The organism is Nocardia sp. NPDC102475 (genome assembly GCF_055584605.1).
In genome coordinates this window covers 39358-51547 of the sequence record NZ_JBVJLS010000004.1, presented here as the reverse complement: position 1 = coordinate 51547, position 12190 = coordinate 39358, and the positions used below count along the sequence as shown (strand labels likewise).

Genomic DNA, 12190 nt, shown 5'->3' with positions numbered 1-12190 from the left:
CATCGAGGAGCCGCCATCGGTGCCGGCGAGTCCGGCCCGGGTTCGGTGGGGCGGCGATATGGCCGCCGATCGGTGCGTGATTCGGAACGGATTCGCGACGGATGGCGGCTGATCTCGCGGGCGGCGGCGATGAGGATGATCTACATGAATCCGACCTGGAAGCATTTCATCCCGTCTCTTCCGCGGATCGACATGGCCGAATCGCGATGAGTACCACCGACCTCGCCGAGACGTGGGAACGGTCCACCGGCACTGGATCCGGTGAACGAGGCGGCCGTGCACGAAGGCATCGAACGCCTGATGGCGCCGGACGGTGGTGCTGGTCGCGCATCGATTGCGGACCGTTCAACGCACCGATCGCATCGTCTTCCTGGACGGCGGCCGGATCGTCGAACAGGGCACGCACGACGAACTCCTGCACCGAGCTGGGCGCTACGCCGAGTTCTGGAATGTCGCCGTGACAGCTTGACCAGCCGATACGGACAATCGGTATGCCGGTGCCCGTTTCACCGATGGGAACACCCACCCTCTATGGGTAACGTCTGCTTCGTTACCAAAGCGAAATAAGCAGACGAGGCATATGTCGAGAATTACCCAGCGCTTTACCCGACTGACCGCGGCCACTGCTGCGGGTTTGATCGGACTCGCCGTGGCGGCACTGCCCGCGCAGGCACAGCAGAGTCCGGACAACCCGCAGTACGCGCCGACCATGCTCATTCTGGACGCGTCCGGCTCCATGCAGCGCCCAGATCCGGCGGGCACGATGATGGATGCCGCCAAGAACGCCGTGCGCAACTTCGTCGGTTCCGCACCCGCGGATTCCAAAGTCGGACTGACCGTTTACGGCACGAACACCGGAAATACCGAGGCGGAGAAGGCATCCGGCTGCCGCGACGTCCGGGTCCTGCATAAACCCGAAACCCTGGACCGGACCGCACTGACCAGCGCGGTCGACGGGATCAAGGCCAGTGGTTGGACACCGATGGGCACCGCACTGCGCCAGGCCGCCGAGACACTGCCCAAATCGGGACCGCGCTCGATCGTCCTGGTCTCCGACGGCGACGACACCTGCTCCCCGCCCGAACCCTGTGAGGTCGCGCGCGAACTGAAAAAGCAGGGGCTCGATCTCATCGTGCACACCATCGGATTCGCCGTCGACGCCAAGGCCCGCGCGCAGCTGACCTGCATGGCGCAGGCCACCGGCGGTACCTACAGCGACGCCGCCGACGGTCCCGCGCTCGAACGGACACTGCCGCGCATATCGTCGGCGGCCCTGCGCAATTACCAGGCCGTCGGCATACCGATCACCGGCGCACCAACCTACGGCGCGGCGCCGGTCGCGACCCCGGGCCAGTTTCTGGACACCATCGGTCAGAAGGAAAAGCGTTACTGGGCAGTCGATGTCCCGGCGGGTGCGACCGCGTATTTCAGTGGCACCCTTTCCTTTCCACGGCTGCGTGATATCTCCTCGACCGACGATCTGAACTCGCTGCAAATGCGGATCTACGGTGCGGACGGCGAGGACTGCAATGTCTTCGAATTCGAGAGCTCCACCAAATCCAGTGACGGCGTCGCGCTCACCGTGGCCAAGGCCTTCGACGGTGCGACCAAGGAACGCAAGGGCAACGGCAGCTCTGATAAATGCAAGGGCGGCGGTCGCTACTACTTCCAACTGACCTGGGAGAAGGTGTCCGCCGGTGTGCCGGAACGACTTCCGATCGAGCTGATCGTCGGTATCGAACCGGCGGTGACCGATGCCGGTCCGGTCGCGGTCGCACCGCCGACGACCTTCGTCGAACCGAGCGGTGCGGGTACGCCCGTATCCGGCGGCTCGTCGTTCACGGTGGCCGGTACGCTGCCGGGCAGCGGTCGCTATACCGACACGCTCCAACCAGGCGAATTCGTGTTCTATCGCGTGAGATTGGACTGGGGTCAGGGTCTGGCGTATCGAGTTCGCTTCGGGGCCAATGGCGGTCGCGGACTCGACAACCTCTCGAATGTCCGGACCACCCTCTACAGCCCGATCCGCGAGGAGATCGATTCGGACTTTGCCTCCTATACCGGCACCGAGGCCGTGCTGCCGACGGATAAAGCGATCGCCACCGTTCCGATTCGGTACAACAACCGCAAGGCCGATCAGCTGGAGTCACGGCGCGAGGCGGTGGCCGGTTGGTACTACATCGCCGTCAAACTCGGCTCGACCTTCGAACAGAGCGAAAACCGCCCGGTGTCGGTGCAATTGGATCTGACCGTCACCGATACCAAGGAGAGCGGTCCGACGTACGCGAGCACTATCGGCGATGGCGTTTTCGGTGAGAAATCGAGCGGTGTGAAGACACCGACGAGCCGCACACCCGGTGCGGCCCCCGCGGTGGCGGAATCGAGGGCGTCCGAATCGAATTCGTCGACCGCCGTGATCGCGATCGCCGTGATCGGCGTTGCGATCATCGGCGTGGCCGGTGTACTGATCGGATTGCTCGTGGCACGCAGGCGACGCGGTTAGCGGAAGGCCCGCTGACGCCAGCGGGGATGGCAGCCGGCGGAGCCGGCGGGGTGGGTAAATATTGGTGTCAGCGGGCTGCTTCGAGACCGAGCTTTCCGGCGAGTCGGGTCAGGTATGCGCGCACGTCATCGGCATCGCGATCCGGTAGGCCGAAAACCGCTTCGGTGATACCCAATTCGGCCCACTGCGCGAGCTGCGCCGCATCATGACGTCCGGCCAGCGCGATGATCTCCGGGCTGCCCTCGCGCTCGTGTTCGCGCCAAACCCGGTGCAGCAGTTCGATTTTCTCCCCGAGGCCGTCCTCGGTGGGGGTGGTGAGCCAGGCATCGGCATTCTTGGCCAGCCAGGTGAACGACTGCTCGGTCCCGGCCGCGCCGAGAATCACCGGAATCCGTTTCTGCACCGGCTTGGGCCAGGACCAACTCGGCCCGAAATTCACGAATTGCCCGGCGAAGCTGGCTTCCTCCTCCGACCACAACGCGCGCATGGCATCCAGATGTTCACGCAATACCGTCCTGCGCTTGTTCGCGGGCACCCCGTGATGCGCCATTTCGTCGGTATTCCAACCGAAACCGACGCCGAGGCTGACCCGGCCGCCGGACAGATGATCCAGCGAGGCGAGGGTCTTGGCCAGGGTGATCGGATGGTGTTCGGCGGGCAGGGCGACCGCGGTGGACAGCGTGATCCGGCTGGTCACCGCCGCCGCGGTGGCCAGCGCGACCCACGGGTCCAGCGTGCGCAGATACCGGTCGTCGGGCAGGCTCGCATCCCCGGTGCGCGGATGCGCCGCCGCCCGGACCACCGGAATATGGGTGTGTTCGGGCACGTAGAAGGCGTCGAATCCGGCTTGTTCGGCGGCCGCGGCCGCATCGGCGGGCGTAATGCCCCGGTCACTGGTGAACAACACAATTCCGTACCGCACCGTGCACACTCCCATCTGCAAATTAGAACAAGTTCTATCACTTTTCCCGGCTCCGACCAAGTGTCCGGACATCCGTCTAGCCACCGAATGGCCCCTCGGACCACCACGGATGCGAACCAAGGCCTCGGTTGACTACGGTCGCGCTCATGGGTCCGGACACATTTCCAGGAGGAGACGACACCGCCCCGGGCGATCAGGCGGCCAGGCGGCCGCGATTGCGCTTCCTCCGCGCACCCCGCATTCCGGTCGTCAAACAGGCGGTCGACCTGCTGGTCGCCGACCGTCCGGCCACCGCCGACCACATCGTCGCCGCGCCGACGCCGCTGCAGCCGATCGATCTCACCGACGATGCGCGCGTCGCCGAGGTGCTCGATCTGGCCGTGCGGGTGGGCGAGGTGGTGCTCGCTTCGGGTACGGGTGTCAACGACACGATGGCCCAGGTGCGCTTCATCGCCGCCACCTATGGACTGGCCCGCTGCGATATCGACGTCACCTATGACGCGATCAGGATCTGGGCCGACCGCGGTCCCCTGCTGCCGCCCGCCAGCACCATGCGGGTGGTCAAATACCGCTCACTGGACCTCACCCGCCTCGCCGCGGTCGACCGGCTCACCCGCCGCATCCGCAATGAGGTCGTCCCGCCCGGCGACGCGCGTGCCCGCCTGGACGCGATCACCTCCGCGCCGCATCCGTACCACCGGTGGGTCGCCACCTTCGGCTGGTCGCTGCTCGCCGCATCGATCGCGGCGCTGCTCGGCGGTGGCTGGCTCGTCGCCGCGGTCAGCTTCGGCACCACCCTGGCCATCGACCGCGTCAATCGCGTCCTGAATCGCTACGGTCTGCCGTTCTTCTTCCAGCATGTGGTGGGCGGCGCCGTCGCGGCGACACCGGCGCTGCTGCTGGCCACCCTGGCGGCAACCCTGCATATCGATGTGGATCCGACATTGGTCATCGCCGCCGGAATCACCGTGCTGCTCAGTGGATTGCAGCTGGTCGGCGCGGTGCAGGACGCGATAACCGGGGCGCCGATCACCGCGACCGCCCGCATGCTCGAGGTCATGATGATGACCGGCGGCATTATCGCGGGCATCGCGATGGCACTGCGGGTGGGCGATATCCTCGGCGCCACGATTCCGCCGGTCTATCTGACCTCCAGCCGCGATATCACCGATCTGCCGATCAAGATCGCGGCCGGTGCGGTGGCCGCGCTGGCGTTCGCGCTGGCCTGCTACGCCGAGCGTCGCGCCCTCGCCGCTGCCGCATTCGGCGGTGCCGCGGGCACCATCTGTTTTCTGCTCGTACAGCACCTCGGCTTCGGTCCCGTGATCTCCTCCGCGGTCGCCGCGACGCTGGTCGGCCTGGCCGGTGGTCTGATGGCGCGCCGGGCGCTGACTCCCCCGCTGGTCGTCGCGCTGGCGGGCATCACCCCGCTGCTGCCGGGTCTGAAGGTGTATCGCGGGCTCTATGCCCTGCTCAACGACGAACTGCTGATCGGAGCCAATCAGGTGCTCGCGGCGGTCGGCGTCGGTTGCGCGCTGGCCGCGGGCGTCACCCTCGGCGAGTGGTTCGACCGCACCGTGCGCAGACCGCGCATCCTGAGCCGATTCGGCTCGATCCGCCGGCCGGTCATCGTGCGCATACGCCGGCTCCCGCGCCACCCGGGGCGTCGGGAATCCGGCCGTCGATCATGATGCACAGGTAGCCGCCAGGGTCAGCCTGTATGGTTATTCGAATTAGTTAGGGTGCCCAAAGCCCTCGCTCGTCAGATTCAGTGAGGTGGTTCAGAAATGTCGGATACGGTCCCGTTCTCCACGGCGATCCGCACCGCCACCGCACAGCAGCACGAAGAGGCGGAGAACGCCTCGTTCATCGGTGACATGCTCGGCGGCGAACTCGGCATCGACTCCTACCACCGCTACACCGCCCAACTCTGGTTCATCTACCACGCCTTGGAAGACCGCTGGGACGCCCTGGCCGATGATCCGATCGCGGGTCCGTTCATCCGTACCGAACTGGCCAGGACCGCGGAGCTGGAACGCGACCTCGCGCACCTCATCGGCCCCGACTGGCGCGCGGCCCTCGAAGCGCTGCCCGCCACGGCCGCCTACGCCGCCCGCATCGACGAATGCGCCCGCGAGTGGCCCGCCGGGTACATCGCGCACCACTACACCCGCTATCTCGGTGACCTGTCGGGCGGCCAGGTCATCCGGGGGACCGCCGAGAAGTTGTGGAATCTCCCGCATCGCGGCGACGGTGTCCGCTTCTACGTCTTCGACGCGCTCGGCAATCCGGCGGCCTTCAAACGCGAATACCGCGGTCTGCTCGACCAATTGCCGCTCGACGATCTCGAACGCCGCCGGGTGCTCGACGAGGGACAGCGGGCCTTCGCGCTGAATACCGCGGTATTCGCCGAACTCGCCGCCGAATTCCCGGCCCGTCGCCCCAGCTGAGCTCAGTACGCACCCTCCCCGCGCGCGACCGCGCCGATCGTCTTGGCGATCAACAGCAGATCCAGGATCATCGACCAGTTCTCGACATAGGACAGGTCGAGGCGCACCGCATCCTCGAGCGATAGATCCGAGCGTCCGCTCACCTGCCACAGACCGGTGACGCCCGGCTTCACCAGCAGCCTGCGCCGCATATTGCCGTCGTAGGTGTCGACCTCGCGCTGCACCTGCGGACGCGGGCCGACCACGCTCATCTCACCGCGCACCACATTGAGGAACTGGGGTAGCTCGTCGAGGCTGAATTTGCGAATGACCTTGCCGATCGGAGTGATTCGCGGATCGTCCTTCATCTTGAAGAACACCGGATTGCCGCCATTCGCCTCGATCAGCGCCGCGGCATTGCGATCGGCGTCAACGTACATGCTGCGGAACTTGATCATCTGGAAAGGCTTGCCACCGCGCCCGATTCGTTCCGAGCGGTAGAAAACCGGACCGGGACTGGTCAGCTTGACCAGCATCGCGATGCCGACCATCGCGGGCAGGATCGCGAACAGCACCGCGCCGGCGAAGCACATATCGAAGACCGCCTTACCGGTCGACTTCGCGCGGTCGTACTGCGGTTTGGCGATGTGCAGCATCGGCATGCCCGCGACCTGACGGTTGGTCTGCCGGGTGCCCGCGATATCGACGACCCCGGGCGCGACGATCAACTCGATGCCGAGCGGATCGAGATCCCATGCCATCCGGCGCAATTCGACGGGTCCGAGGTGATCGGTCGCGGTCACCGCGACGGTATCTGCCCCACTGCGGCGCACCGCGTCGAGCACCGAGCGATCGTCGCCGACCACCGAGAAGGACTTTCCGGATGCCCGGATCGCGTAGTCGGTCGCGTCGGTGCCGCCATCCGGAATGCATACGCCGACAACCTGATAACCGGAATCCGGATCGCGGGAGAAGGCGGTCGCCATCGCCTGCGCCGCCTCGGGCCAGCCGACGACGAGTACCGAGGTGCGGTATTCGCCCTCGCGCCTGCGTCGCTGTCTGGTGTGCAGTCGCCGGAGCAACCGGCTGACCATCAGTCCGACCAGACCCAGCGGCAGCGCGATCGCGAGATAGCCTCGCGCGAACTCGATCTGGAAGATCAGCGACATGATCGCCAAGGCCCCGAACAGTCGCAACGTGGCCGAAACCAACCGCCGATACTCTTCGGACCCGGACCCCACCACCTGTGGCGACCGGGAATTGCATGCCGCGAGGAAAGCGAGCCAGGTGAGCGCGAGCAACACCGAGACAACGGTGTAGCCGATCTCGTACGGCATCGGCCAGGCCAGCGGCGGCGCGACGGGGCCGCCGAACCGGATCAGTTGTGCAAGGCCGACGGCCACGGCGATCACCGCGAAATCCGTTGTGGCCAGGCGCCGTACATACTCCGCCTGCCAACGTTCGCGCTCAGATCGCGGCAGGGTCGGTGACGGGCCTGCGAGATCCAGGTCGTCATCGTCGGTGAGCTCGTAGCTCATTGAACAAACACCTCCCCCTGGGAGTTTTTCGTTGCCCCCGATCCCCGTCGACCGGTCCCCTCGACGCAATCCGACCGCCCGGGGTGTTCCTTCAGTCGGCGGTCAGAAGGTGATTGTTACAGAACACAATCCACTCCACACGCTGAACAGAAAGCGCCGCAGAGTATTCCACGGAGTAGCCAACCTTCGGACGGTCGGTTTTTCGACCCTTGACACAAATGCGTCGCCGGGAAAAGTCGGCAGGTGACGCACCCGCGCCCACACCAGATGGAAGTGACGATGGGGGCTCCGCCACCAAGAGCGTTGTTTGCCCACCAGATGCCCATGGTTGGAGCGACCTCGGAATCGTCCGAAAACCGCTACCGCACAATCGATTCCATGAGCCGTAAGCAAGCGATTCGCTGTAACGTCTCACTTGATCGCGCCGACGTCATCGGCATGCCGGTAATTCGCCGGGCCGATCCACGCGGCAGGAGGCAGGGGGCCAGGATGCGTTGTCGACTTTGTGATTCCGAGCGTATGTCGAGTGTGCTCGACCTCGGCGCCACACCGCCGTGCGAGAAATTTCTCGCGGTGGACGAACTCGATCTTCCCGAGCCGACCTATCCTCTGCACCTGCGGATCTGCGAGGACTGCCTGCTGTTGCAGATCCCCGCATTGATCACGCCGGAGGAAACATTCACCGAATACGCGTATTTCGCCTCGTATTCCGATAGTTGGGTACGGCATGCCGAAGTCTTCGTTTCCGAAGCTGTCAAAAAGCTTGACCTCGAGACCGATTCGTTCGTGGTCGAGGTCGCCAGCAACGACGGGTACCTGCTGCGGCATGTGGTCGCCGCGGGCATCCCGTGCCTTGGCATCGAACCCTCGGTGAATGTCGGCGCGGCCGCGCGCAAACTCGGCGTGCCGACCGAAACCGCCTTCCTCGACGAGGAATTCGCCAAGCGGATCCGCGCCCAGCACGGGCCCGCGGACCTGGTCGTCGCCAACAATGTCTACGCCCACATCCCCGACCTGCGCGGATTCACCCGCGCACTGCGCGAACTGCTCGCCGATGACGGCTGGCTCTCGATCGAGGTGCATCACGCGCTGAATCTGATGGAGCTCGGCCAGTTCGACACCATCTATCACGAACATTTCCAGTACTACACGGTGCTCTCGGCCCAGCGCGCGCTCGCCACTGCCGGATTGGCCGTGGTGGATGTCGAACTGCTTGCCACCCATGGTGGTTCGATCCGGCTGTGGGCCCGGCCGGAGGCGGTCGCGGACGCACCGAGCAGCCGGGTGCGCGAGGTGCTGCACCGTGAGCAGACCGCGGGCCTGCACCGCCCCGAGGGCTACCGGCACCTGGAGACCAGCGCGCGGCGCGTCCGTCAAGAATTGCTGCGGTTCCTGCTCGACGCACGTGCCCAAGGCAAGCGGGTGGTCGGCTACGGCGCGCCCGGTAAGGGCAACACCCTGCTCAACTATTGCGGGATCCGACCCGACCTGCTGAGCTATACGGTCGACCGAAATCCGTACAAGCACGGGCGATTCACCCCGGGCACCCGGATCCCGATCTACCCGACCGCACACATCGATCTCGATCGACCCGATGCGGTGCTGGTACTGCCGTGGAATCTCGAGGCCGAGATCACCGCACAACTGAGCCATATCGCCGATTGGGGCGGCGAACTGGTCTATCCACTACCGACTTTGCACAGCGCCGTGCTCGGGGAAACGAAGATTGCTGAATCGAGGGGAAGGCACGCGCGATGAAGGTTGTGCTGTTCTGCGGCGGGTACGGGATGCGGATGCGCGACGGCTCCGACATGCTGCCCAAGCCGATGCAACTGGTCGGTCCACGGCCGCTGCTGTGGCATGTGATGCGCTATTACGCGCACTTCGGCCACAAGGATTTCATTCTGTGCCTCGGCTACGGGGCCGAGCACATCAAGAACTTCTTCCTCACCTACCAGGAGTCGGTCTCCAATGACTTCGTGATCCGCGACGGTTCGGTGGAGTTGCTGCGCACCGATATCAGCGACTGGTCGATCACCTTCGTCGACACCGGTCTCGACTCGGCCATCGGCGAGCGGCTGCGCCGGGTGCGCCCATATCTCGAGGGTGAGCAGACCTTCCTGGCCAACTACGCCGACGTGCTCACCGACGCACCGCTCGACGAAATGATCGAGCGCTTCGACGCCTCCGGCGCGGCGGCCTCGATGATGGTGGTGCCGCCGCAGCAGTCGTTCCACTGCGTCGATATCAAGCCCAATGGCGAGGTCAAGGAAATCCGGCCGGTTTCGTCGATGCCGCTGTGGGAGAACGGCGGATACTTCGTGCTCAGCCACGAGGTACTGGATCTGCTGCCGCCCGGCGGCGATCTGGTGGCCGACGCCTGCGGCAGGCTGGCCGGACAGGGCCGGCTCTACGGCTATCAGCATCTGGGCTTCTGGAAGCCCGCCGACACCTTCAAGGAACGCGCCGAACTCGACGCGGCATACCGATCCGGCATCCGTCCGTGGATGGTCTGGGAGAAACAGTTCGCATGATCGCGCTGACCACCGGGTCACTGACCGAGATCGCGGTGCTCGGGGCGCACTGCGATGACATCGCGATCGGCATGGGCGCGACGCTGCTCACCGTGGCGCGCAAGCATTCCGGCCTGCGGGTGCGCGCACTGGTGCTCACCGGTGCGGGCACGGCGCGCGAGGACGAGGAGCGGGCCGCGCTGGCCGCGTTCTGTCCGAACGCGGATCTGCGCGTGACGGTGCTCGACCTGCCCGACGGCCGAGCACCCGCGCACTGGGACCGAATCAAGCAGGCGCTGGCCGCCTTCCGCGCGAGCACCGAACCGGATCTGGTCTTCGCACCGCAGCGCGGCGACGCGCATCAAGATCATCGGCTGCTCGCCGAACTGGTACCCACCGAATTCCGGGACCATCTGGTGCTCGGCTACGAAATTCTGAAGTGGGAGACCGATACGCCGACCCCGACCGTATTCGTCCCGATATCAACGGAATTCGCCGAGGAAAAGGCGCGGCTGCTGCAGAAGCACTACCCTTCTCAAGTGGGGCGGGACTGGTTCGACGAGCAGTCGTTCACCGGTCTGTCCCGGCTGCGTGGGGTGCAATGCCGGGATCGGCATGCCGAAGCATTCGTTGTCGACAAGGTCGTCATCGATTTGGGTCTGTCATGACTGTTGGAGCTCAATTGACTGCCGAAGACACAGGCATGCGTGTACTGCTTACCGGACATCAGGGTTATCTCGGCACGGTCATGGCACCGGTGTTGCGCGCCGCGGGCCACGAGGTGGTCGGGCTCGATGCCGGATTCTTCGCCGATTGCGTCCTGGGCCGACTGCCCGGCGATCCGCCCGGTCTCGCGGTCGACCTGCGCGACGTGACCGTCGATCAGCTCACCGGATTCGACGCGGTGATCCATCTCGCGGCGTTGTCCAACGATCCGCTCGGCGCACTCGATCCCGAAATCACCTACGCGATCAATCATCACGCGTCGGTGCGGCTGGCCCGGCTCGCGAAAGAGGCTGGGGTGCGGCGGTTTCTATACGCGTCGACCTGTTCGGTGTATGGCGCGGCGGGCGAGGATCTGGTCACCGAGGACGCCCCGCTGCGTCCGATCACGCCCTATGCCGAGAGCAAGGTGCGGGTCGAGGACGATGTCGCGGCACTGGCCGATGCCGGCTTCACGCCGGTATTCCTGCGCAACGCAACGGCATTCGGCTTCTCGCCGCGGCTGCGCGCGGATATCGTGCTCAATAATCTGGTCGGGTACGCGGTGCTCACCGGCGAGGTCAAGGTGCTCTCGGACGGGACACCGTGGCGGCCGCTGGTGCATGCCGACGATATCGCCAAGGCCTTCGCTACCTGCCTGACCGCGCCGCGCGCGGCGATCGACTGCCGGGCATTCAATATCGGGACCGAGGCGAACAACCTCACGGTTGCCGAAATCGCCGATGCCGTGGTGAACGCAGTGCCAGGCGCGCGGCTGTCCATCACCGGCGAGAGCGGTGCGGACCCGAGGTCCTACCGCGTCGACTTCTCCGCCGCCCGTTCGGTTCTCGGCTACCGCGCCACCTGGACGGTGACCGCCGGGGCCGAGCAGCTGTATCGCGAATACACCGCCAGAGGACTGACCAGTGACGATTTCTTCCGCCGGTTCACCCGGTTGCCACATCTGGAGAAATTGCGAGATACCGGGGTGCTCGACGCGTCGATGCGTCGGATCACCGCGGCTCGGCAAGTTTCGTAAGCAGCTGTCGCCAACTGCCGGCAGCTCGGTCGCGGGCCGAGACCACGGTGACCGGCAGCGGCCAGGCGATGGCCAGTTCCGCATCGTCGTAGGCGACGCCGATGTCCTCGGCCGGATCGTGCGGACGGTCTATCCGGTAGCAGACATCGGCAGCCGCGGTGAGCGCCTGGAAGCCGTGCAGGAAGCCCGGCGGCACATAGAGCTGCCGGAATTCGGTGTCGTCGAGTCGAAATGCCTGCTGCCGCCCGAAACTCGGCGAATCCGGCCGGATATCGACGAGCACGTCGTGCACCGCGCCGTGCGCGCAGCGCACCAGCTTCGCTTCACCGCGCCTGGATCGTCCGTGCATGCCCCGGATGACTCCGCGTGCCGAACGGGATTGCGAATCCTGCACGAATGCGGCCGCCGTACCGGGTGCGCCGAGGTAGGCGTCGAACTCCGTGGCGTCGAAGGTGCGGGTGAACAGGCCGCGGTCGTCCCGGAAGGGTTCGGGCACCAGCACCAGGACATCGGCGAGATCGGTATGTTCGATACGCACCAGGCC

Annotated in this window: 11 protein-coding genes; 8 read left to right on the top strand and 3 right to left on the bottom strand. The window is 65.6% G+C overall.

The window, feature by feature from the left end; translation table 11 throughout:
* Positions 1-313: 313 nt before the first annotated feature.
* Together ACZ60G_RS08420 and ACZ60G_RS08415 are read left to right on the top strand one after the other, a co-directional pair.
* Positions 314-469, top strand: a complete 156-nt coding sequence (locus tag ACZ60G_RS08420; protein ID WP_465808480.1) for a hypothetical protein — start codon at positions 314-316, stop codon at positions 467-469.
* Positions 470-580: 111 nt separating this feature from the next.
* Positions 581-2503 (top strand): vWA domain-containing protein, encoded by a 1923-nt coding sequence (locus tag ACZ60G_RS08415; RefSeq protein ID WP_465808478.1) that lies wholly within the window; start codon positions 581-583, stop codon positions 2501-2503.
* Positions 2504-2570: 67 nt separating this feature from the next.
* On the opposite strand, the gene ACZ60G_RS08410 is transcribed toward ACZ60G_RS08415, so the two are convergent.
* The gene (locus ACZ60G_RS08410) at positions 2571-3425 is read right to left on the bottom strand and encodes a TIGR03619 family F420-dependent LLM class oxidoreductase (RefSeq protein WP_387293222.1); all 855 of its coding nucleotides are present in this window, start codon (positions 3423-3425) and stop codon (positions 2571-2573) included.
* 146 nt (positions 3426-3571) lie between these two features.
* Here ACZ60G_RS08410 and ACZ60G_RS08405 point away from each other — a divergent pair, with 146 nt between their 5' ends.
* Together ACZ60G_RS08405 and ACZ60G_RS08400 are read left to right on the top strand one after the other, a co-directional pair.
* Positions 3572-5116 carry a threonine/serine exporter family protein gene (locus tag ACZ60G_RS08405; protein WP_465808476.1) on the top strand — a complete coding sequence of 515 codons (1545 nt, stop codon included), beginning with the start codon at positions 3572-3574 and terminating at the stop codon, positions 5114-5116.
* Between the two features lie 96 nt (positions 5117-5212).
* Positions 5213-5875 carry a biliverdin-producing heme oxygenase gene (locus ACZ60G_RS08400; RefSeq protein WP_465808474.1) on the top strand — a complete coding sequence of 221 codons (663 nt, stop codon included), beginning with the start codon at positions 5213-5215 and terminating at the stop codon, positions 5873-5875.
* Between the two features lie 2 nt (positions 5876-5877).
* Here the strand turns inward: ACZ60G_RS08400 and ACZ60G_RS08395 are convergent, their stop codons facing one another.
* Positions 5878-7392 (bottom strand): sugar transferase, encoded by a 1515-nt coding sequence (locus ACZ60G_RS08395; RefSeq protein WP_465808472.1) that lies wholly within the window; start codon positions 7390-7392, stop codon positions 5878-5880.
* A gap of 489 nt (positions 7393-7881) precedes the next feature.
* On the opposite strand from ACZ60G_RS08395, the gene ACZ60G_RS08390 reads away from it, so the two are divergent.
* Genes ACZ60G_RS08390 through ACZ60G_RS08375 form a run of 4 tightly spaced genes read left to right on the top strand, consistent with a single transcriptional unit; the run spans position 7882 to position 11646 of the window.
* Positions 7882-9150, top strand: coding sequence for a methyltransferase domain-containing protein (locus ACZ60G_RS08390; RefSeq protein WP_465809137.1), 1269 nt, complete (start codon positions 7882-7884; stop codon positions 9148-9150).
* Positions 9147-9926, top strand: coding sequence for a glycosyltransferase family protein (locus tag ACZ60G_RS08385; RefSeq protein WP_433621519.1), 780 nt, complete (start codon positions 9147-9149; stop codon positions 9924-9926). Before ACZ60G_RS08390 ends, ACZ60G_RS08385 begins: the two co-directional genes overlap by 4 nt.
* The gene (locus ACZ60G_RS08380; RefSeq protein ID WP_465808470.1) at positions 9923-10573 is read left to right on the top strand and encodes a PIG-L deacetylase family protein; all 651 of its coding nucleotides are present in this window, start codon (positions 9923-9925) and stop codon (positions 10571-10573) included. Before ACZ60G_RS08385 ends, ACZ60G_RS08380 begins: the two co-directional genes overlap by 4 nt.
* A gap of 35 nt (positions 10574-10608) precedes the next feature.
* Entirely contained in the window at positions 10609-11646 is a 1038-nt protein-coding gene (locus ACZ60G_RS08375; RefSeq protein ID WP_465808468.1) for an NAD-dependent epimerase/dehydratase family protein, read from the top strand.
* Here ACZ60G_RS08375 and rfbC read toward each other — a convergent pair.
* Positions 11621-12184: a dTDP-4-dehydrorhamnose 3,5-epimerase gene (rfbC, locus tag ACZ60G_RS08370; RefSeq protein WP_465808466.1), complete on the bottom strand. Its 564-nt coding sequence runs from the start codon at positions 12182-12184 to the stop codon at positions 11621-11623. The genes ACZ60G_RS08375 and rfbC overlap by 26 nt on opposite strands.
* Between the last annotated feature and the right edge of the window lie 6 nt (positions 12185-12190).